Annotated in this window: 24 protein-coding genes and 2 tRNA genes; 9 read left to right on the forward strand and 17 right to left on the reverse strand. The window is 60.3% G+C overall.

Going from position 1 to position 20,944, the window contains the following annotated elements; translation table 11 throughout:
* Positions 1-146: 146 nt before the first annotated feature.
* The 7 genes from HYI44_RS09270 to HYI44_RS09300 form a co-directional block, all read right to left on the reverse strand.
* A tRNA-Thr gene (locus HYI44_RS09270) sits at positions 147-222 on the reverse strand.
* Positions 223-299: 77 nt separating this feature from the next.
* Positions 300-1,124 (reverse strand): FkbM family methyltransferase, encoded by an 825-nt coding sequence (locus tag HYI44_RS09275; RefSeq protein ID WP_225569267.1) that lies wholly within the window; start codon positions 1,122-1,124, stop codon positions 300-302.
* A gap of 342 nt (positions 1,125-1,466) precedes the next feature.
* Positions 1,467-2,696, reverse strand: coding sequence for a methyltransferase (locus tag HYI44_RS09280; RefSeq protein ID WP_225569268.1), 1,230 nt, complete (start codon positions 2,694-2,696; stop codon positions 1,467-1,469).
* Complete coding sequence (locus HYI44_RS09285; protein ID WP_122841425.1) at positions 2,677-3,366, reverse strand: ABC transporter permease; 690 nt, start codon at positions 3,364-3,366, stop codon at positions 2,677-2,679. Before HYI44_RS09285 ends, HYI44_RS09280 begins: the two co-directional genes overlap by 20 nt.
* Complete coding sequence (locus HYI44_RS09290) at positions 3,363-4,058, reverse strand: ABC transporter permease (RefSeq protein WP_225569269.1); 696 nt, start codon at positions 4,056-4,058, stop codon at positions 3,363-3,365. Before HYI44_RS09290 ends, HYI44_RS09285 begins: the two co-directional genes overlap by 4 nt.
* A 78-nt stretch (positions 4,059-4,136) precedes the next feature.
* Complete coding sequence (locus HYI44_RS09295) at positions 4,137-4,883, reverse strand: ABC transporter substrate-binding protein (RefSeq protein ID WP_045062019.1); 747 nt, start codon at positions 4,881-4,883, stop codon at positions 4,137-4,139.
* A 12-nt stretch (positions 4,884-4,895) separates the two neighbouring features.
* Positions 4,896-5,669, reverse strand: a complete 774-nt coding sequence (locus tag HYI44_RS09300; RefSeq protein WP_045062018.1) for an ABC transporter ATP-binding protein — start codon at positions 5,667-5,669, stop codon at positions 4,896-4,898.
* Between the two features lie 175 nt (positions 5,670-5,844).
* Here HYI44_RS09300 and HYI44_RS09305 point away from each other — a divergent pair, with 175 nt between their 5' ends.
* Together HYI44_RS09305 and gabP are read left to right on the forward strand one after the other, a co-directional pair.
* On the forward strand, positions 5,845-6,072 hold the full coding sequence (locus tag HYI44_RS09305) for a hypothetical protein (RefSeq protein WP_225569270.1): 228 nt from the start codon (positions 5,845-5,847) through the stop codon (positions 6,070-6,072).
* A 157-nt stretch (positions 6,073-6,229) separates the two neighbouring features.
* Positions 6,230-7,621 carry a GABA permease gene (gene gabP, locus HYI44_RS09310; protein ID WP_045062017.1) on the forward strand — a complete coding sequence of 464 codons (1,392 nt, stop codon included), beginning with the start codon at positions 6,230-6,232 and terminating at the stop codon, positions 7,619-7,621.
* A gap of 75 nt (positions 7,622-7,696) precedes the next feature.
* Here gabP and vapC read toward each other — a convergent pair whose 3' ends face one another.
* From vapC to HYI44_RS09360, 10 genes are all read right to left on the reverse strand, one after another.
* Positions 7,697-8,104 (reverse strand): type II toxin-antitoxin system tRNA(fMet)-specific endonuclease VapC, encoded by a 408-nt coding sequence (gene vapC / locus HYI44_RS09315; protein ID WP_045062016.1) that lies wholly within the window; start codon positions 8,102-8,104, stop codon positions 7,697-7,699.
* Positions 8,104-8,334 carry a type II toxin-antitoxin system VapB family antitoxin gene (gene vapB / locus HYI44_RS09320; RefSeq protein ID WP_045062015.1) on the reverse strand — a complete coding sequence of 77 codons (231 nt, stop codon included), beginning with the start codon at positions 8,332-8,334 and terminating at the stop codon, positions 8,104-8,106. Before vapB ends, vapC begins: the two co-directional genes overlap by 1 nt.
* A 185-nt stretch (positions 8,335-8,519) precedes the next feature.
* Positions 8,520-8,972, reverse strand: coding sequence for a hypothetical protein (locus HYI44_RS09325; protein ID WP_225569271.1), 453 nt, complete (start codon positions 8,970-8,972; stop codon positions 8,520-8,522).
* 6 nt (positions 8,973-8,978) lie between these two features.
* On the reverse strand, positions 8,979-9,395 hold the full coding sequence (locus tag HYI44_RS09330) for a hypothetical protein (RefSeq protein WP_122841429.1): 417 nt from the start codon (positions 9,393-9,395) through the stop codon (positions 8,979-8,981).
* 37 nt (positions 9,396-9,432) lie between these two features.
* On the reverse strand, positions 9,433-10,395 hold the full coding sequence (locus tag HYI44_RS09335) for an alpha/beta fold hydrolase (protein ID WP_225569272.1): 963 nt from the start codon (positions 10,393-10,395) through the stop codon (positions 9,433-9,435).
* Positions 10,396-10,557: 162 nt separating this feature from the next.
* Positions 10,558-10,633 (reverse strand) — tRNA-Phe (locus tag HYI44_RS09340).
* 103 nt (positions 10,634-10,736) lie between these two features.
* On the reverse strand, positions 10,737-11,009 hold the full coding sequence (locus HYI44_RS09345; RefSeq protein ID WP_010464608.1) for an oxidative damage protection protein: 273 nt from the start codon (positions 11,007-11,009) through the stop codon (positions 10,737-10,739).
* The gene (mutY, locus tag HYI44_RS09350; RefSeq protein WP_122841431.1) at positions 11,006-12,073 is read right to left on the reverse strand and encodes an A/G-specific adenine glycosylase; all 1,068 of its coding nucleotides are present in this window, start codon (positions 12,071-12,073) and stop codon (positions 11,006-11,008) included. Before mutY ends, HYI44_RS09345 begins: the two co-directional genes overlap by 4 nt.
* Complete coding sequence (locus HYI44_RS09355; RefSeq protein WP_225569273.1) at positions 12,070-14,289, reverse strand: AsmA family protein; 2,220 nt, start codon at positions 14,287-14,289, stop codon at positions 12,070-12,072. The genes mutY and HYI44_RS09355 overlap by 4 nt, the downstream gene beginning before the upstream one ends.
* 78 nt (positions 14,290-14,367) lie before the next feature.
* Positions 14,368-14,772 (reverse strand): acetyl-CoA sensor PanZ family protein, encoded by a 405-nt coding sequence (locus HYI44_RS09360; protein ID WP_122841433.1) that lies wholly within the window; start codon positions 14,770-14,772, stop codon positions 14,368-14,370.
* 222 nt (positions 14,773-14,994) lie between these two features.
* On the opposite strand from HYI44_RS09360, the gene HYI44_RS09365 reads away from it, so the two are divergent.
* The 7 genes from HYI44_RS09365 (at position 14,995) to HYI44_RS09395 (ending at position 20,818) form a co-directional block, all read left to right on the forward strand.
* Positions 14,995-16,656 (forward strand): OFA family MFS transporter, encoded by a 1,662-nt coding sequence (locus HYI44_RS09365; RefSeq protein WP_122841434.1) that lies wholly within the window; start codon positions 14,995-14,997, stop codon positions 16,654-16,656.
* A gap of 282 nt (positions 16,657-16,938) precedes the next feature.
* A complete protein-coding gene (gene hisB, locus HYI44_RS09370; RefSeq protein ID WP_007897437.1) occupies positions 16,939-17,532 on the forward strand; it encodes an imidazoleglycerol-phosphate dehydratase HisB in 594 nt (197 codons plus the stop codon).
* Positions 17,532-18,170, forward strand: coding sequence for an imidazole glycerol phosphate synthase subunit HisH (gene hisH / locus HYI44_RS09375; RefSeq protein WP_122841435.1), 639 nt, complete (start codon positions 17,532-17,534; stop codon positions 18,168-18,170). The genes hisB and hisH overlap by 1 nt, the downstream gene beginning before the upstream one ends.
* Positions 18,171-18,425 (forward strand): DUF2164 domain-containing protein, encoded by a 255-nt coding sequence (locus tag HYI44_RS09380; RefSeq protein ID WP_122841436.1) that lies wholly within the window; start codon positions 18,171-18,173, stop codon positions 18,423-18,425. It abuts the gene before it with no gap.
* A gap of 42 nt (positions 18,426-18,467) precedes the next feature.
* On the forward strand, positions 18,468-19,205 hold the full coding sequence (gene hisA, locus HYI44_RS09385; RefSeq protein WP_045062005.1) for a 1-(5-phosphoribosyl)-5-[(5-phosphoribosylamino)methylideneamino]imidazole-4-carboxamide isomerase: 738 nt from the start codon (positions 18,468-18,470) through the stop codon (positions 19,203-19,205).
* 9 nt (positions 19,206-19,214) lie between these two features.
* Positions 19,215-19,985: an imidazole glycerol phosphate synthase subunit HisF gene (gene hisF / locus HYI44_RS09390; protein ID WP_225569275.1), complete on the forward strand. Its 771-nt coding sequence runs from the start codon at positions 19,215-19,217 to the stop codon at positions 19,983-19,985.
* Between the two features lie 77 nt (positions 19,986-20,062).
* Complete coding sequence (locus HYI44_RS09395) at positions 20,063-20,818, forward strand: substrate-binding periplasmic protein (RefSeq protein WP_122841437.1); 756 nt, start codon at positions 20,063-20,065, stop codon at positions 20,816-20,818.
* The last annotated feature ends 126 nt before the right edge of the window (positions 20,819-20,944 follow it).

A 20,944-nucleotide genomic window follows, 5' to 3' on the forward strand; every position in this document is an offset into this window, starting at 1 on the left:
CAGGCAAGACGCTGTACCCTAAAAATACCCCCGGGGATGGGGTATTTTGTTGGATCCCGACGGAGGGTCCCGGAACGAAAAAACCCGCCAAAGGGCGGGTTTTAGGGGCTTCCAAGGCATTCAGTGGAACGCGATGGAGCTTGATATGGTGCCGGCACCAGGAGTCGAACCCGGGACCTACTGATTACAAGTCAGTTGCTCTACCAACTGAGCTATACCGGCGTGTTGGGCGACGATTATAGCGATTGGAATGGTTCTGTAAACCCCTGAATTCAGACTATTTTTGCGCGGGCCTTGGGTCAGGCGCGGCGCAGTGCTGTTCGGAGTTTGTGCAGGGCTTTCCAGGTGCGGCTGTTTTGGATGGCGTGCAGTTGCGCTTCGGCCTGTTCGGCGCGTTGTAGAGCGGCGGCGAGGTGTTGGTCGGCGTCGCTGAGGGGGTGGCTGAATGTGTGGCCGCGGCAGAGCTGGAAGTTGTCCAGGTTGCAGGGCGGGATGTCGAAGGCGGGTTTGAGGTTCAGGTGTTCTTCGGCGAGGTAGTAGGTGTTGAGGCCGTCGAAGAGGATGGACTGGTAGCCGGCGTCGATGAGCAGGGTTTCCCAGGTCTGGTTGCGCTCCCACGGGGTCTCGATGAGGATGATCCAGGGGCGCCACTGGCTGAAGTCCATGCCGCGCAGCACGGTTTCTTCGTGGCCTTCGACGTCGATTTTCAGGAAGTGGATGGGCTTGCCTTGGGCGTGTTGTTCGCAGATGGCGGTCAGGGTGCGCGATTGCACGGTGTGGCTGCGCACGTCCATGCCGGCGTCTTTGCGCTGTTGGGCTACGGTGGGTTCCAGTGTCGACAGGCCGGTGTCGGCGATGCTGTAGAACGTCAGGTCCTGGGCGTTTTCGCCGGCGACGCATTGCAGGTTGGTGTCTTTGGGGCGTTGGTCGCACAGGGCCTGGTGGTAATTGGCGACGGGCTCGACGTTGATGCCGGTCCAGCCGTGGTCATAAAAAGCCTTGGTGACCGAGTCGTGGACGGGGTCGTTGGCGCCTACATCGATGTAGAAGCCATTTTCGACGTTTCTGAGGGCGCGCCACAGGCGGATGTCTTCGAAGTTCTGTGCGTAGGAAATGAACGTCACGAGTCGAGTCCTGTGTTTTGTTTTTATTGTTACGGCCGCAGTGTCGGCGCTTTGTTTGCCTGTATAGCAAGGGTCGCGGTCGGGGTGCAAATGCCTGCGGGCGTGGTCCCGTATTCGGCGGTTATGTCCTTTTCGCGAATTGCTTATGCACAACGGGCGTGATGGCCGTTACTACTCATTACCGATTTTGTGGACCCGTTCTCATTAGTCCGCAAATGCCTGTTTTTATGGTTTTTTATCCATGTGTACGAAAAATGAACACTGGTGTTTCAGGGAGGAAACAGCTGTATACATTGGATCCAGGATAATTCCATCAACAGAGTTATCCACAGGCTGGGTGCTTCAGCAGCGCTCACCCAGGATCAGCAGATTACGCGGAGTGAGGGGGCTTTCGCAGAAGGTTCCGAGGCGAACGGTGTAATCCTGCTCGAAGAGGAAAATGGCCCTGTCGAGCACCAGCCAAAGCTCCAGCGGACGCCGGAACAGTCCGCGCAGCAGCTCAAGGTTGCGCACCTGTGCCAGGCGTTGCCAGCCGGCGGCTTCCAGGGCGGGCCAGTTCTGCGGCCCGATTGTGGATAAGTCCTTGAGCGCGGCCAGATGATGGCAGTATTCGGCGAAGGGTTTATCCAGCCAGGCGCTGGGAAGTGACGGCGTGGGCAGGTATTGATCGACTCCGCGCAGTTGCCTTTGCAGCAGGTCAAAGCCCAGGCGGCGGGCCATGGAAGTGTCGCGCTGATGGCGGACCCGGGCGCCGGCGGTGACGGTTTCGCTGGCAGGCAGCGCCAGGTCATCCAGGGACAGCTGCAGGGCGGATTGCTGGCCCGGTGAGGAAAGCGCCTGATGGGCTGTGAGACTGATCCGGTTGTAGCAGCAGGGGGCGACAGCCAGCTGCTTGCAGCCTGCGGCGCTGGCGAGCTGGATCAGCCTGACGTGCAGGTCTCCGCAAGCGTGCAGCGCGACCGGGGTATGGCCGCCGTTTAGCAGAGTGGCGGCGTCGGCGGCGAGCACATCCTGTTCAACATGCAGGGCGTGCAGGTGATGGCGCTGGCTGAGTGCCTGACCGCTGGCGACCAGTGCCGGGTCGTATTCCAGGCAGGTGAGTTGCTGGCCGGCCTGCAACAGGCGTCGGCCCAGGTGTCCTTTGCCGGCACACCAGTCGAGCCAGTGTTTTGCCGGCTGGGTGAATTCCAGGCGGCTGGCGAACGCTTCGATCTGCTGCCATTTGCGCCCCGGCACATCGACATTCAGGCGGTGCCCGGCCTCTTCCAGCGCATGGGCCGGCAGTTCGCCGATGGCGCTGAGATGCAGTGACTGCGCGGCCAGCGACGCGAAAGGCTCGGGCGCGTGCAGCAGGGCGGGGTGGTTGTGGGCGAGTTCGGCCTCTTCCAGGGAGCGGCCGCGCAGCCACTGCGCCAGCTCCGGGCAGGACGCTTCCCAGGGAAGTTGCAGATGGGTGAACGGTCGCGGCTTCCACAGCGCTTGATGCTCGATCAGAAAAGCATCCAGCGCGGCGAAGCGGGCGAGCAGCGCCTCGCCCGTCAGCACGTGCCCCTCAACGCCCTTGGCAGGCATCGACGCGCAGCCAGCGCTCCAGCAGCTTGAAGCCGCGCACCAGAACGAAGGCCATCAGCAGGTAGAACATGCCCGCCGCGAAGAAGATCTCCACCGGCAGGTAGGTCCGGGCAATGATGGTGCGGGCCATGCCGGTGAGTTCGAGCAAGGTCACGGTGCTGGCCAGGGCGCTGGCCTTGAGCATCAGGATGACTTCGTTGCTGTAGGCCGGCAGGCCGATGCGCGCGGCGCGGGGCAGGATGATGTAGAACATCGCCTTGGCCCGTGACATGCCCAGCGCCCGGGCCGCTTCGATTTCGCCCTTGGGAATCGCCTGGATCGAACCGCGCAGGATTTCCGCGATGTAGGCGGCGGTGTGCAGGGTCATGGTGGCGGTGGCGCACCAGAACGGATCGCGCAGGTAGGGCCACATCGAGCTGTTACGCACCGCATCGAACTGCGCCAGGCCGTAATAGACCAGGAACAGCTGGACCAGCAGCGGCGTGCCACGGAAAAAGAAGATGTAGGCGTAGGGGAATGCGCGCACGTACCACAGGCGCGATGAACGGGCGATGCCCAGCGGAATGGCCAGCAACAACCCGGCGATCACGGCGATGGCCACCAGCTCCAGCGTCAGGGTTGCGCCCTGGGCGAGCTTCGGCAGCCACTTGATGATGACTTCCCAGTTCATTGGGTGCTCCTTGCGAACCCGCGACCGGCGCGTTTTTCCATGAAGTGCATGCCGGTCATGGCGAGAATCGTCAGGCCCAGGTACATGAACGCGGCCACCATATAGAAGGTGAACGGTTGCTTGGAGACGGTGACGCCGATTTGCGCATGACGCATGATTTCTTCCAGGCCGATCACGGACACCAGCGCCGTGTCTTTCATCAGGATCATGAACAGGTTGCCAAGGCCCGGCAGGGCGATGCGCCACATCTGCGGCATGATCAGCTTGGTGAAGATGCGAAATTTCGACAGGCCCAGGGCCACGCCCGCTTCACGGTGGCCTTTGGGGATGGCCAGGATCGCGCCGCGGAACACTTCCGTGGCGTAGGCGCCGAAGCACAGGCCAAGGGCAATCACGCCAGCGGCGAAGGCGTTGAGTTCCAGGTCGGGTTTGCCGAAGAACTCGCCCAGTTCGCGCATCAGGTTGACCGTACCGAAGTAGATCAACAGCACCCAGAGCAATTCCGGAATGCCACGCACCAGGGTCGAATAAGTGCCGCCAAGCCATTGCAACGGCTTGTACGGGGAAGTCTTGGCCAAGGCGCCGAGCAGACCGAGCACCAGCCCCAGGCACAGGGCCGAGAGTGCCAGTTTCACAGTCATCAGCGCACCAGCGGCAAGCGCCGGGCCGAATCCGTAGAGATCGATAGTCATGGATTTCTTTTCAAATCGCGGCAGGCAATGCCAGGGGCGGGCGCCTTTAGCGAACGGCGCCTGCCAGGCAAGTCAGAATCAATAGATGCTGAAAGGGAAGTACTTGTCGTTGATCTTCTTGTAGGTGCCGTCGGCAACGATCTCTTTCAGTGCGGCGTTCAGCTTCTCGCGGACCGGGTCGCCTTTACGTACAGCGATACCGATCTTGTCGCTTTCTTCCACCGGGTCACCCTTGAACTCGTAAGAACGGCCGGCGTCGCTTTTGAGCCACTCGTAGTTGACGTACTTGTCCGCCAGGATGCCGTCCAGACGACCGGAGGTCAGGTCCAGGTAGGCGTTTTCCTGGGTGTCGTAGAGTTTGACTTCAACGCCTTCCATGTTGTCTTCCATCCAGGTGCCGGCGAGGGTCGCACGTTGTGCGCCGATCACTTTGCCTTGCAGGGAAGCCTTGTCGGTCTTGAAGTCTTTGTCTTTCGGGGCGATGAATTGCAGCTTGTTGCTGTAGTACGGGTCGGTGAAGTCCACCGCCTGTTTGCGCTCGTCGGTGATCGACATCGAGGAGATCAGGAAATCGAATTTCTTGGCGTTCAGGGCCGGAATGATCCCGTCCCAGTCGGAGGTCACCACGGTGCACTCGACTTTCATCTTGGCGCACAGGGCGTCGCCGATTTCCTTGTCGAAGCCGACGACATTACCGCTGGCATCCTTGTTGTTGAACGGCGGGTAGGCCGCTTCGATGCCCATCTTCAAGGTTTCGGCCATGGCACCGGCGCTGAACGCCAGGGTGACGGCGGCAGCCAGGAAGACCTTTTTGTAGTTCTGCATGCTGTAGCTCCGTTAGCGGTTGCTGGACATGAATTGTTTGCAGCGCGCCGAAAGCGGGTTTTCGAACACCTGCTGTGGCGATCCTTGCTCTTCTACCAGGCCTTGGTGAAGGAACACCACTTCGCTGGACACCTGGCGGGCAAAGCCCATTTCGTGGGTGACCAGCAGCATGGTACGGCCTTCCTCGGCCAATGCGCGGATGACATTAAGTACTTCCTGGACCATTTCCGGGTCAAGGGCGGAGGTGGGCTCGTCGAACAGAATCACCTTGGGCTGCATCGCCAGCGTGCGGGCGATGGCCGCGCGTTGCTGCTGGCCGCCGGACAGTTCGGCGGGGTAGGCGTGGCGCTTGTCCGCGATGCCGACCTTGGCCAGCAAGGCTTCGGCGACTTCGATGGCTTCGGCCTTGCTTTGCCCGAGCACCCGGCGCGGCGCTTCGATGATGTTGTCGAGCACACTCATGTGCGGCCACAGATTAAAGTTTTGAAACACAAAACCAATCTCGCTGCGCAGGCGATTGATCTGCTTGCCATCGGCAGCGACCAGTTCGCCGTTCTTGGCGGCCTTGAGCTTGAGTTCTTCACCGGCCACCAGGATCTGGCCCTGGTGCGGGTTTTCCAGCAGGTTGATGCAACGAAGGAACGTGGATTTGCCGGAACCGGAGGAGCCCAGGATCGAGATCACATCGCCGTCGCGGGCGGTCAGCGAGATGCCTTTGAGCACCTCCAGCGAACCGTAGCGTTTATGCAGGTTGCGGATTTCAAGCGCGGGCGTGGCCTCAGCCATGTGCGTTCCTCATAGTGTGTTGCTCCTGCTGTTGGCGGCCTTCCTGGCGAGGCGGCCAAGCTAGCATAGCGTCTGAATGGCAGCCAACAGCGCTACGGGCAGTAAACGGATGTCATGTGGCAGGTTGTCGCATCGTCACAGCAGACTGTCGCGCTGCTATCAAACGAACAGGTGTTTGAACCTGCCCGGCGATGGAAAAACGACGTCCTGCCGTAAAAAAAGGCGCGATGTTGCCAGCTTTGCCGGGGGGTTGGAAGCGTTAACCGGACAAACGTTCCTGATCTGCACTTTTATTGTGCAACGGGCATTTTTTGTTGTGTTTCTGGTGCGGCAAATCGTCCTGAAAGTGAGTCGCAGGGTAACGCTCTGGCAAATTGCCATTAATCTCAAGCACTTGCGATGACTGTCCGGTCAGGCGGAGAGCCCCGGGCCTTGGGAGTTTGTAACATTTTGGCGCAATTATTGCGTGCAGAATAAGGAACGCCCCGTTGGTTTCTTTTTACGAGAGAGAACAAACGGCGAGCTCAATGCTTTCGCTTTTCCTTACAAAGGTAGTTTCAATGAGCAGTACCCCAAGTTCCAATGGCCTCGAACAGGGGCTCAAACCGCGTCATGTGACCATGCTGTCGATCGCCGGGGTTATCGGTGCCGGGCTGTTCGTCGGTTCCGGTCATGCCATTGCTGCAGCAGGCCCGGCCGTGCTGCTGGCCTACGCCGCCGCCGGTACCCTGGTGGTGCTGGTGATGCGCATGCTGGGTGAGATGGCGGTTGCTTCACCGGACACCGGTTCATTTTCGACCTATGCCGATCGGGCGATCGGTCACTGGGCCGGCTTCACCATCGGCTGGCTGTACTGGTGGTTCTGGGTGCTGGTGATACCGCTGGAGGCCAACGCCGCCGCGACCATCCTGCACGCCTGGTTCCCGAATATAGCGATCTGGGCGTTTACGCTGATCATTACGCTGTTGCTGACAGCGACCAACCTGTTCAGTGTGAAGAATTACGGTGAGTTCGAATTCTGGTTCGCGCTGATCAAGGTCATTGCGATTGTCGGTTTCGTGGTCCTGGGTATCCTGGCGATTTTCGGCTTCCTGCCGACCAGTCAGGTCAGTGGTGTGTCCCACCTGTTCGACACCCAGGGCTTCATGCCTAACGGTATGGGCGCAGTACTGGCGGCTATTCTGACCACCATGTTCTCCTTCATGGGCACCGAGATCGTCACCATTGCCGCCGCAGAATCGAAGAACCCGGGCCAGCAAATCTCCAAGGCCACCAATTCGGTGATCTGGCGGATCGGCTTGTTCTACCTGGTGTCGATCTTCATCGTGGTATCCCTGGTGCCATGGAACGATCCAGTCCTGGCCAGCGTGGGTTCCTACCAGACCGTCCTTGAGCGCATGGGCATTCCAAACGCCAAGATGATCGTCGATATCGTGGTCCTGGTTGCGGTGACCAGTTGCCTGAACTCGGCGCTGTACACCGCCTCGCGCATGATGTTCTCCTTGGGCAAGCGCGGCGATGCGCCGGCGGTGTCCAAGCGCACCAACGGCAGCGGCACGCCGTACTGGGCCGTGATGCTGTCGACGGCTGCTGCGTTCCTTGCGGTATTCGCCAACTACGTAGCGCCTGCTGCGGTGTTCGAATTCCTGCTGGCCAGCTCCGGTGCAATCGCCTTGCTGGTGTACCTGGTCATCGCGGTGTCGCAACTGCGCATGCGCAAGCAGCGCGCCATCGCCGGCGAGAAAATCGCCTTCCGCATGTGGCTGTTCCCGGGCCTGACCTACGCGGTCATCGTGTTCATCGTTGGCGTGCTGACGATCATGCTGTTCCAGGAAGCCCATCGCGTGGAGATCCTCGCGACCGGCTTGCTCAGCGTGCTGGTGGTGGCCGCCGGGCTGTTCGTGGCGCGCCGTCGCAAGCAGCAGAAGCTGGGCGCTGCAGTGCTGAACTGATAGGTAGCGGGTAACGCAAAACGGCCGCTGTCAGGGATGACAGGCGGCCGTTTTTTTTTGTGCGGTCATCGGCGTTCAGTCGGCGGTCACCCAGTCTTCTACGCGCAGTCCAGGTACTCTTTCGAACTCCCTCAGATTGTTGGTCACCACAATGAATCCTCGCGAACGCGCGTGCCCTGCAATCATTTGATCGTACGGGCCAATAGGCGTGCCTGCCTTTGCCAGCTCTGAGCGAATCATTCCGGTGTGCGCCGCCGCGTCTTTATCGAAAGGTAAGACTTCAAGACGGGCCGCTAAACCCTCGACTACCGCAAGATTTTTCTCGGGGGCTGCTGACTTTTCAGCCCCATAGATCAGCTCCATCAAAGTAACAGCACTAATGCACAGCTGGCCGTTATGAAGGTTGAAAGCTTCTCGTACGATTTGTGGCTTGTTCTTGATCGTAAAGATACAAATGTTGGTATCGAGCATGAACTTAAGCATCAGAACGACTCGCGCTCCTGATCGGCTGGTTGAGCGCGGTTTGCCATGAAATCGTTACTCACATCGTCTCCATCAAACCAGCTGTCCCAGGTTTCACCTGCAGGAGTAATGATTCGGGACCTTCCAATAGCAACTACGTCGACTCGCTTCACATCACTTGGCATTGCGACGGCTTTCGGAAGACGAACGGCTTGGCTTCGATTGCTCATGAAAAGAGTGGTCTGTTCCATATTGGCCTCCTCAGCTTTGGCTTTCGTTGATAAACCCAAGGATAAATCCTTGTCGGGATATGTCAACGGGATATACGTAACTGAGAGTGTGGGGTAAGGGGAAGGACACGCTGTGGATTTTTAGCAAAACGGCCGCTGTCAGGAATGACAGGCGGCCGTTTTTGTTTCAGGGGGGGGGCAGAGCGTTACTCGGCCTTTTCTTCCTGCGCATCCAGCGCCTGGCGGTATTGGTCCAGTGCATGACCGAAGTCGGTGATGAACTGCGGCTCGGTGAGCCAGGCCTGGGCGGTTTCGCGGTCCATGCCGTCGGCCCACATGCGGTAGTCGATCAGCATGTCGGCGGCCAGGTGGGTGGCGGCCATGGCTTCGTTGTCGGCGTTTTCCATGTCGAGCAGCTCGGGATGGTCCGAGATGATAACCGCGAGCTCCGACAGCAGTACCTGCAGCATGTCGTTGCGGCCGACTGCTTCGGCGTCGTGCATTTTGCTGAACATCGCCAGGGTGTATTCCGGGATCGGCTCGCCCGGTTCGCCCAGGTCATCATCCAGCGCTGCGGGTTTGCGGCCGTGGATGTTGATTTGCTTGGCTTTGATTTTTGCGCGCTTGGCGCGTTTCTGCTGCTTGTTCAGGGAGGCCATGGGAACTCAGTTGGGTGTCTGTGGGTTTTGGGCGGCGATGGCTTCGGAGGCTGCCACGTAATCGACCTGGAAGGCGGGGGATTCGATCCACGCCAGGGCGCCGGCTTCGTCGGTTTCGGTGGACCACTGGCGGTACTCGATCAGCGCGCCGATGATGAAGTCAGTGGCGATTTCCTCGCCTTCCTGTTCCAGCACCAGTGCGAGCAGCGGGTGTTCGAGGAAGGCCGTGCACATCGCTTGCTGGCTGATTTTCTGCGCGTCGAGCATTTCCTTGAACAGTTCGGTCAGGTCCACCGAGTCAAAATCGATGCGATCGTCGTTCGGGTCCAGCTCGACCGGCGCAGCCGCTCGCTGGGTGCGGTTCTGCTTGGCCTTGGCTTTGGCGCGGGTGGCGCGTTTTTGCTGCTTGTTGGCGGAGGCCATGGGCGTCGTTCCGTATTGCGTTGAGTGGGCGCATCAGTCAGCTGCGGGGTACCAGCCGCCCCGGAGTGCCGGGGGCCAGTTCGCCGCTTTGCAGCCAGGACAATGCAATGGGCCATAGTGTGGCTTGGTATGCGCTGCGAAAAAAGGCGAAATGTCCCACGTCTGTCTGATCAATGTCTTCAGGCGCGATGCGCAAGTGGGTTTTGCGGCTGTGGGTGAAGTAGCCGAGCAGGCGTTCTATGGCGGGAATTGTGCCATAGGGGTCGTCGCTGATGCTGATGGCCAGGACTTGCGCCTTGACTGCCGCAAAGGTTTTCACATGCAGGTCGCGGCCGCTGGGGCGCTTTTCGTAACGGGCGGTGGGTGTGCTCCAGTCTCGGACGACGCCGGCAGGGGTGTCTTCCAGCCAGCCCAGGCGCTTGCCGGGAAAATAACCGTACAGCATCGTCAGCAACGGCATCACCAGGTGCCACTTGCCCAACATGCGCCAGCGATGGGCGGGCGCGTAGTCGCGCCAGTAAGCGAATTGCGCCCCTACCGTCACCAGGCGACGAATCACCGGCCCCGACGCTCCCAGGCCCGCTGCACAGCCGCCAAAGCTGTGAGCCACCACATCGATGGGTTGGCCAGGGAATTCGCGCTGGGCGCGCTTGAGCATCGCCTCGAAGTCCAGGGTGCCCCAGTCGGACCATGACGCCCTCAGGCCTTTCATCGAAGCGGGGCGCGATTCTCCGATGCCGCGGTAATCGTAGGTGATGACGTCGAAACCATTGGCATGCAGATAGTCGGCAAACCGCGCGTAGTGGCGGCAGCGCACGGAAGTGGCGGCGTTGATGATCACAATCGGGCGCGCGCTGTCATGGGAGGCATGGCGCCACGTAAAGCCGCCGAGGATAAAACCGTCGGCGGCGGGTTCCTTGAACGGTTCGCCGGGCGCGAACGCGGGCAGCGGCAACTCGATTTGGCTGGGTGCCAGTGACGGCATGTCCTGCAGATTCATCGGCGTCTTACCAGTGCGGGTAGCTGACAACGATAGTCTTCGGGCGGCACTTGGACAATCCAGGCCGAGGCCGGGGTGTGCGGGAAAGTACATCACGGCTGCGCCGGTCAAATCCCAGGCATAAAAAAACCCTGAATCTTGCGATTCAGGGTTTTCGGTATTTGGTGCCCAGAGACGGAATCGAACCGCCGACACGGGGATTTTCAATCCCCTGCTCTACCGACTGAGCTATCTGGGCAACGGGGCGCATTAAACTGGTTTTTCAGGGGGTCGTCAAGCAAGTTTTCAAAAAATATTTAATTATTACCGTCGCTTACGATCCGACCCCCGGGAAATCGGGATTATTCAGCCGGCGGAACGTAGCCGTCAGCCTTGGCGTATTCCTCGCCGGAGAAGTACTTGTCCATCTCGCCCTGAAGATATTTGCGGTCTTCGGCGTTCATCATGTTCAGGCGTTTTTCGTTGATGAGCAGGGTCTGGTGTTTCTGCCAGTCGGCCCAGGCCTTGGCCGAGACGTGGTCAAAAATGTCCTGGCCTTTGGCGCCCGGGAATGGAGCGCGCTCCAGGGCAGGCAATTCTTCTTTGTACTTGCGGCACATGATGGTGCGGGTCATGACGACTCTCCTGCGTTCAATACGGCGGCCGCGCGTTCGAGCAAGGTCTTGACCGGGGCGGCAAGGCCCAGGCGCGGCGGGGTGGCGAGGTTATACCAGAGCCAGTCGGCCTCGGCCACGTGATGGGCCGCCTCCTGGACCTGGACCAGCCAGGGTTCGATGGATAACTGGAAGTGGCTGAAAGTGTGCACCAGGCTCGGCAAGGCTTGTTGCTGGCCCAGCTCCAGTGAGTGTTGAGTGGCCAGGTGTTGCAGGTCGTCCAGGTCATCGAGCTCCGGAAGGCTCCACAAGCCGCCCCACAAGCCCGTCGAAGGCCGACGGTAGAGCAGAATCGCGCCTTCGCCATTGGCCAGCATCGGCATCAGCGTGCGCTTCTGGGGCACGGCTTTGCGCGGCTTGGGGATCGGGTAGCGGGTTTCCAGGCCAAGCATGTGCGCTTCACAGCCTTTTTCCAGCGGACACAGCAGGCAACTGGGCTTGCTGCGAGTACAAAGCGTGGCGCCCAGGTCCATCATGGCCTGGGTGTAGGCGTTGACCCGGTCATGGGGCGTGAAGCGCTCTGCGGTGGCCCACAGCTGTTTGGCCACCTTCGGCTCGCCGGGATAGCCCTCCTGGGCCGTAAAGCGCGCCAGGACGCGTTTGACGTTGCCATCGAGGATCGGCGCACGCATGCCCATGCTCAGGCTGGCGATGGCGCCGGCGGTAGACAGGCCGATACCTGGCAACTCGACCAGCTTGTCGACGTCCCGCGGAAATTCACCGGCGTAGTCGGCCACAATGATTTTCGCGGTTTTCTGCAGATTGCGCGCCCGGGTGTAGTAGCCCAGGCCGGTCCACAGGTGCAGCACTTCGTCTTCCGGCGCGGCAGCCAGGGCTTCGACCGTCGGCAACGAGGCCATGAAGCGGTCGAAGTAGTTCAGCACTGTGCTGACCTGGGTCTGCTGCAGCATGATCTCCGAGACCCACACCCGATACGGCGTGATGCCCTGCTGCCAAGGCAAATCGTGGCGGCCGTGGCGGTCGTACCAATCCAGCACTGCTGCCGAAAACTGCTCGGATCTCATCGCTTGAACAGCCCTTTGAGTGCGTTTTTCAGTTCAGGACTGACTTTGTCGCCGAGTTTTTCGTCGATTTTTTCACTGAGCTTGTCTCCCGCGAGCCGGGTCGCGACCTGGCCCATGCGTTCGTTATCGAGGCGGCAAGCCTTGGCACCCAGTTCCAGTGGGCCGCGGCAGCGCAATGGCCACTCGATGCCGACGAACTTCTCGCCGACCTGACAGGCCGGGTCCGGCATGTCGCTCTTGTCGCCTTCGACGATGATGCCGACGCGGTAATCCATGCCCAGCACGCGCAGGTCGACATCGCCGTCGCCATTGACGGTCATCCCGGGGATGCGCACTTTCAGGTCCGGGTTGCTGGCCACGCCGTTACGAAAGGTCAGGTTGCCCTTGAGCTCCTGGAAGGGCGTGTCCTTGCCGCGCGGCTCGCCACTGAGGGTCTTGCGGTTGAGCGTGGCGATGCCTTTGCACAGCTGCTGTTCAAGGTTGGCATTGAGCAGCACGCCATTATTGATCGCGAAACTGGCGGTGCCGTTGAGGGTATCGACCAGGGCTTTCTGGCTGTTACCGCTGCCGGTCAGGTTGCTGTTGAGGGTCACCAGGCCTTTGACCGGCGGGTTTTTACCCTGGCTTTCAAGGATTTTTTCCACCGGCACTTTGTTGATCTGGGTCTGCAGGTTCAGCGACGGGACCTGCTGGCGCACATCGAGGGTGCCTTTGGCTTCGAAGTTACCTTCGTACAATTCGCCGCGCAGGTTTTCCAGGGTCAGCAGGCCATTTTGGCCAGTGGCCTTGAGGGCCGCGTTGCGGATCGGCAGTTTGTCGAGGGTGAGTTGGCCGAACGTCAGGTCGGCGTCGAGATCGAGTTTGCTCAGGCGCTCCACGGGCAACAGCCGATCGTTGCTCCAGGCTGTCTTGGTCGGCGCATCCGGCAACGGCGTGCTGCCTGCGCCGGCCATGGCATTGGCTTCGGTGCTGGCCACTTCGGCCTGGCGCACCTGAGTTGCGCTATTGGCTTCGGCAGATTTTGGTTTCAGGTAACGGTCGACGTTGAAGGTGTCAGCCTTGAGCACCGCACGCAGCGATTGCCTGGCGAAGTCTTCGACGGCGATGCGACCGCTGAAGGTGCTGTCGTCGACTTTCAGGTTGATGTTGTCGAAGGCCACGCTGGTGGGCGTTGCGCTGACGCGACTGACCAGCTCGACCTTGCTCAGGCTGCCTTCGGCCATGGCCGGCAGGGTCTGGCCGATGCTGTCGACGAACTTGGCCAGGTCGAACTGGGCGATCGATAGCGCGCCGTTAACCTGAGGTGTCTTGTCGAGGTCGTTGACCTTCAGCTCGCCGAGTGCGCGAAGCTGGTTGGCGGAAATCTTGATGCCGGTCCATTCGGCGACGTTCGCCGCTTTATCCAGCAACAGCTGGCCCTGGGCGGCGAAGGTCATGGTCTTGCCTTGCAGCGGATCGCCAGCCACTTCCCCGGTCAGTTTCATGTCTTCGAACTTGTAGCGCTGCAGGGCGCGTTCGAAACGCAGTTCGCCGTTCAGTTCAGTGCGAACCCGCAGGACTGGCTGATTGGTGCCAAGGAACGCCGTGAGTTTGACCGGAATATTGGTCGAGTCATGCACGGCGCCGGTGCTGAGCTGGATGCTTTCGGCGCTGAACTGCTTGCCGGTCTTTTCGTCGCTGTATTCAACCCGGGCGTTATTGACGGTCAGGCTGTCGATGTCCAGGCGAATGGGCTGGGCGGGTTTTTCCGCCTGGGCCGTGGTCTCGCTGGCAGGCTCACCGGGGGTGGCAGGTGGCGTGGCCTGAGTGGCAGGCACCTTGCCGATGTCTTCCCAGTTGCCGTGGCCGTCCTTGTCGCGGTTCAGGCGCAGGTTCAGGCCTTCGACCCGCACATCGCTCATTTGGACTTCGCGGCGCAGCAGGGGCAGCACGCGAACGGACAGGCCGAGCATTTGCAGGTCGGCGAAGGGTTCGGCGGGTTTGGCCAGGGTCGCGACACTGGCTTCGTGCAATTCCAGGCCCAGCCACGGGAACAGGCTCCAGCCGATGTCGCCATTGAGCGTCAGCTCGATGTGAGCCTTGTCGCGGGCTATCTGGCGAATCTCGTCTTTATAGTCATTGGGATCAAAGAGGTGGGTCAGGGCAAAACCCAGGGCCACAATGATCAGCAATAGCCCGAGAAGTACCAGACCCAGGATTTTGCCGAACGCTTTCATGGGCGAGTCCTTGTAGTTAGTCAAATTCGAAATACAGCCGGGGAGTATAGCGCCCCGGGGACGACGATCGGTCGGCGATCACGTTGTCAGTTCATCCAGCGATACTTTCAGCTTGGCGGCGAGCGCCTGGGCTTCAAGATGGCCGGCGGGGGCCAGCAGGTGCAAGGTGGCGCCGGCGTCGCGGGCCATTTTCCGCGCCTCGTCCACCAGGCGCTCGGCGACGCCGCGTCGACGGGTGATCTTGCGCACGCACAATTGGGACAGGTGCCAGACGTTCTGGTGCCGTTGCAGGCGGGCGGCACCCAGCAAGCGGTCATTGAAGCGCCCGGCGATCAGCGAGCCATCGCCCAGGCAGGCTTCGATCAACTGCTGCTGCGAGGCAAAGGGTGCGAAGAGCCACGGCGGGGCATCCCGATAGATCTTCTGCAGGTCTTGCTGATCCTGATAGTTGGCTTCTTTGAGCGACTCGACAACGATCGGCATGGCGGCTCCAGCGGGAAAGAGATCAGATGACGTGCAAAAGGTGATGTCAGATTGATTTTTCTGCCACGCGCAGATGGTAACCTCTGCTGGTACGTCCGTCCTTCTGCGACTTGATGTCGCATCAAAATGGAGCTTCATCTGACAAGACAGTCATGCCTGCGTGCATAAAGGCTGGGGATGAGCAGTGGCTGGCGAACAATACTAATAATTGGGGGATACACAATGACCACGAGCATCACGGCTGACGGCTTCGCCGGACAGCCTGCGTTCCTGTCCAAGGAACGCATCATCGCCAAGCCCGGTTTCAACCGTTGGCTGGTACCGCCAGCCGCACTTGCGATCCACCTGTGCATCGGCATGGCCTACGGCTTTTCGGTGTTCTGGCTGCCGTTGTCCAAAGCCCTGGGTGTGACCGCACCTGTGGCTTGCGCGCCGGACATGAGTTTTATCTCGCAAATCTTCTCCTCCCAGTGCGACTGGCCGATCTCGATGCTCGGCTGGATCTACACCCTGTTCTTCATTTTCCTCGGCTGCTCGGCGGCGATCTGGGGTGGCTGGCTGGAACACGCCGGGCCGCGCAAGGCCGGCGTAGTGTCGGCACTGTGCTGGTGTGGTGGTCTGCTGATATCGGCGCTGGGGATTTATACCCACCAGATCTGGCTGATGTGGATCGGTTCCGGGGTCATTGGCGGTATCGGCCTTGGTTTGGGCTACATTTCGCCGGTCTCGACCCTGATCAAGTGGTTCCCGGACAAACGCGGCATGGCCACTGGCATGGCGATCATGGGCTTCGGTGGTGGCGCAATGGTGGGGGCTCCGCTCGCTGCCGCGCTGATGGGGCATTTTGCTTCGCCGACCAGCGTCGGGGTGTGGCAAAGCTTCCTGGTAATGGCCGCGATCTACTTCGTGTTCATGATCGGCGGCGCACTGTCCTACCGCGTTCCGCCAACGGGCTGGAAGCCTGAAGGCTGGACTGCTCCGGCCAGGAAAGCTGCGAATGCGATGATCACCCATCGCCATGTGCACGTGAATGTGGCGTGGAAAACCCCGCAATTCCGCCTGGTGTGGCTGGTTCTGTGCCTCAACGTGTCTGCCGGTATCGGCATCCTGGGCATGGCGTCGCCGCTGTTGCAGGAAGTGTTTGGCGGCAGACTGATCGGTGTCGACCTGCCATTTGGCCAACTGGACGCCGGGCAACTGGCTTCCATCGCTGCGATCGCGGCAGGTTTTACCGGATTGCTGAGCCTGTTCAACATCGGCGGTCGTTTCTTCTGGGCGTCGTTCTCGGATTACCTGGGCCGCAAAAACACTTATTTCGTGTTCTTTGCCCTGGGTTTCGCACTGTACGCGCTGATCCCGAACCTGGGTCACCTGGGCAATGTCGCGCTGTTCGTGGCGGCGTTTTGCATCATCCTGTCGATGTACGGCGGTGGTTTTGCGACGGTGCCGGCTTACCTGGCGGACCTGTTCGGCACCCAGATGGTGGGGGCGATTCACGGTCGCCTGCTGACCGCATGGGCAGCGGCGGGTGTGTTGGGGCCGGTGCTGGTGAACTACCTGCGTGAGTATCAGCTGAGCATTGGGGTGGAGCGCGCGGCAGCGTATGACATCACCTTGTACATCCTGGCGGGCCTGCTGGTGTTGGGCTTCCTGTGCAACCTGCTGGTGCGGCCGGTGGCCGACAAGTACTTCATGACCGATGCCGAACTGGCCGCCGAACAGGCGCTGGGGCACGACAAGGGCGCTGACAGCACTACCGTGCTGGAGTGGAAAGCTGCCCCGGGTACCAAGCCGCTGGCGATTGCCGCCTGGCTGGTGGTGGGTATTCCGTTGGCGTGGGGTGTCTGGGTGACCCTGCAGAAAACGGCGGTGCTGTTTCACTAAGGGACAGGCCTGAATTTCAGGCCAACACCCAACCCTGTGGGAGCGGGCTTGCCCGCGATTGCGGCCTGGCAGTCGGCAGAAATGTCGAATGTGCGGGCCCTATTGCGAGCAGGCTCACTCCCACACTTGATTCATGTGTCTCCAAATATCGCTTGTATGCACATGTCTACCCGCCTCACCCCTGAATTCACTCCGTCAGTGATATCACCTCTCGTGTTTCTGTTTCCCGCCCGCGCCCCTATAATGGTTGCCTTTTTCGCCCAATGATTTGCGGAGCTGGTGATGGCCGAACGTATGGCGTCAGTCGAGCGCGACACTCTGGAAACCCAGATTAAAGCCTCGATCAACCTGGATGGCACCGGAAAGGCCCGATTTGATATCGGTGTACCTTTTCTTGAGCACATGCTGGACCAGATCGCCCGTCACGGGCTGATCGACCTGGATATCGTCAGCAAGGGCGACCTGCATATCGACGACCACCACACCGTGGAAGACGTCGGCATCACCCTGGGCCAGGCTTTTGCCAAAGCCATTGGTGACAAAAAAGGCATCCGTCGCTACGGCCACGCCTATGTCCCGCTGGATGAAGCACTGTCGCGGGTAGTCATCGACTTCTCCGGCCGTCCTGGCCTGCAGATGCATGTTCCCTATACCCGCGCCACCGTTGGCGGTTTCGATGTTGACCTGTTCCAGGAATTCTTCCAGGGCTTCGTCAACCACGCACTGGTCAGCCTGCACATCGACAATCTGCGTGGCACCAACACCCACCACCAGATCGAAACCGTGTTCAAGGCATTCGGCCGCGCCCTGCGCATGGCCGTCGAGCTCGATGACCGCATGGCCGGCCAAATGCCGTCGACCAAGGGCGTTCTGTAATGCAGACGGTCGCGGTAATCGATTACGGCATGGGCAACCTGCACTCGGTGGCCAAGGCCCTCGAGCACGTCGGTGCCGGCAAGGTCCTGATCACCAGCGATGCCAATGTGATTCGCGAAGCTGACCGGGTGGTTTTTCCCGGCGTCGGCGCGATTCGCGACTGCATGGCCGAGATCCGGCGCCTGGGCTTCGATTCGCTGGTTCGCGAAGTCAGCCAGGACCGTCCGTTCCTCGGCATCTGCGTCGGCATGCAAGCCCTGCTCGATAGCAGTGAAGAGAACGACGGCGTTGACTGCATTGGCCTGTTTCCCGGCGCGGTGAAGTTCTTCGGCAAGGACCTGCATGAAGATGGCGAGCACCTGAAGGTCCCGCACATGGGCTGGAACGAAGTGAAGCAGACGATCTCGCATCCGCTGTGGCACAACATTCCGGACCTGGCGCGTTTCTACTTCGTGCACAGCTACTACATTGCTGCCGGCAACGCGCGGCAGGTGGTGGGTGGCGGTCACTACGGTGTCGATTTCGCCGCGGCGCTGGCCGATGGCTCGCGTTTCGCCGTGCAGTTCCACCCGGAGAAGAGCCATACCCATGGCCTGCAATTGTTGCAGAACTTCGCTGCGTGGGATGGTCGCTGGTAGATGGCCAGGAAAAAGCCGCCGATCCTGACCCTCACTCCCGAACAGGAGAATGAGGCCAATCACAAGATCAAGCGCTTCATGGAGGATCGCTTCGAACTGGACCTGGGTTCGTTCGAAGCGGCCGAAATCCTTGAGCTGTTTACCCGCGAAATTGCTCCGCACTATTACAACAGGGCGATTTTCGATGTGCAGGCGCACCTTAAAGAAAGGTTCGAGAGCATCGAAAGCGACTTGTGGGCGCTCGAGAAAAACTGATTTCCGAGCGAAGCTGAACAATCGAATTTGAAGGTTTGCCAGATGCTGATTATCCCCGCTATCGATCTCAAAGACGGTGCCTGTGTTCGTCTGCGCCAGGGCCGCATGGAAGATTCCACGGTGTTCTCCGATGACCCGGTGAGCATGGCCGCCAAGTGGGTGGAGGGCGGTTGCCGCCGTCTGCATCTGGTCGACCTGAACGGTGCTTTTGAAGGCCAGCCGGTCAATGGCGAGGTTGTCACTGCGATCGCCAGGCGCTACCCCAATCTGCCGATCCAGATCGGCGGCGGTATCCGTTCGCTGGAAACCATCGAGCACTACGTGAAAGCCGGCGTGAGCTACGTGATCATCGGTACCAAGGCCGTGAAAGACCCCGCGTTTGTCGCCGAAGCCTGCCGCGCATTCCCTGGCAAGGTAATCGTTGGCCTGGATGCCAAGGACGGCTTCGTCGCCACCGATGGCTGGGCTGAGATCAGCACCGTGAACGTCATCGACCTGGCCAAGCAATTCGAATCCGACGGTGTGTCTGCCATCGTTTATACCGACATTGCCAAAGACGGCATGATGCAGGGCTGCAACGTTTCGTACACCGCTGCGCTGGCGGCTGCCACGCGCATTCCGGTGATCGCTTCCGGCGGCATCCACAACCTGGGTGACATCAAGTCGCTGCTCGACGCCAAGGCGCCAGGCATCATCGGCGCCATCACCGGCCGGGCGATCTACGAAGGCACCCTCGACGTCGCCGAAGCGCAAGCTTTCTGCGATTCGTATAAAGGCTGAGGACTGACTATGGCGCTGGCCAAACGCATCATCCCTTGCCTGGACGTGGACAACGGCCGGGTCGTCAAGGGTGTGAAGTTCGAGAACATCCGCGACGCCGGTGATCCGGTGGAAATCGCCCGTCGTTACGACGAGCAGGGTGCCGACGAGATTACCTTTCTCGACATCACCGCCAGCGTCGATGGCCGCGACACCACGCTGCATACCGTCGAGCGCATGGCCAGCCAGGTATTCATCCCGCTGACCGTGGGCGGCGGCGTGCGTACCGTGCAGGACATTCGCAACTTGCTCAATGCCGGCGCGGACAAGGTCTCGATCAATACCGCAGCCGTGTTCAACCCGGAGTTCGTCGGCGAAGCTGCCCAGCATTTTGGTTCGCAGTGCATCGTTGTCGCCATTGACGCGAAGAAAGTCTCCGGCCCGGGCGAAACCCCGCGCTGGGAAATCTTCACCCACGGCGGGCGCAAACCTACCGGCCTCGACGCGGTGGAGTGGGCGAAGAAGATGGAAGGCCTGGGCGCCGGTGAAATCCTGCTGACCAGCATGGACCAGGACGGCATGAAAAGCGGCTTCGACCTGGGCGTGACCCGCGCCATCAGCGATGCACTGGGGATCCCGGTGATCGCCTCGGGTGGCGTCGGCAACCTGCAGCATCTGGCCGATGGCATCATCGAAGGTCACGCCAGTGCCGTGCTGGCGGCGAGTATCTTCCACTTCGGCGAATACACCGTGCAGGAAGCCAAGGCCTACATGGCTCATCGCGGCATCGTGATGCGCTGAACAAACGGTACAGGCCAGTGGACATCATGGCGGGCTCAAGGCACTCTTGGGTACGCCATGGATCTCGGTAGCCAGACATGCTGAAACGCTTTCTTCTTGTCCTCGCCAGCGCAGCCGTATTGCTCTCCAACAACGTGCCTGCCGCAGAAAGTCCCGCCACCGACCTGGTGCTGCTGACTGAAAACTTCCCGCCCTACAACATGGCGAAGAACGGCAAGAATTTCGCCCAGGACGAAAACATCAATGGCATCGCCACCGACATCGTTCGCGAGATGTTCAAGCGTGCTGATATCACCTACAGCCTGACGCTGCGTTTCCCCTGGGAGCGCGTGTATAAACTCGCCCTCGAAAAACCAGGTTACGGCGTGTTCGTGATGGCGCGACTGCCTGATCGCGAAAATCTCTTCAAGTGGGTTGGCCCCATTGGTCCGGACGACTGGATCATGCTCGCCAAGGCAGACAGCAAGATCAGCCTGGAGACGCTGGAACAGGCCAGCAAATACCGGATCGGTGCCTACAAGGGCGATGCGATTGCCGAGACGCTGACCAAGCAGGGCCTAAAGCCAATCGTGGTGCTGCGCGATCAGGACAACGCGAAGAAGCTGGTCAATGGCCAGATCGACCTGTGGGCCACGGGTGACCCGGCCGGGCGTTATCTGGCACGTCAGGAGGGTGTGAACGGGCTCAAGACAGTACTGCGCTTCAACAGTGCCGAGCTCTATCTGGCGTTGAACAAAGACGTTCCGGATACCACCGTTGCCAAACTGCAGGCCGCGCTGGATCAGTTGCGCAAGGAAGGCGTGGTGGATGAGATCATGGCTCGTTATCTCTAGGTAAATCAAAAGATCGCAGCCTTCGGCAGCTCCTACGCCGAACGCACCACCCTGCAGGTGCGGCCGAGCGCACCCACGTGTAGGAGCTGCCGAGCGCACCCACGTGTAGGAGTTGCCGAACGCACC

The sequence above is a fragment of the Pseudomonas sp. Y24-6 genome, assembly GCF_020295325.1.
Taxonomy (GTDB): Bacteria; Pseudomonadota; Gammaproteobacteria; order Pseudomonadales; family Pseudomonadaceae; genus Aquipseudomonas; species Aquipseudomonas gregormendelii.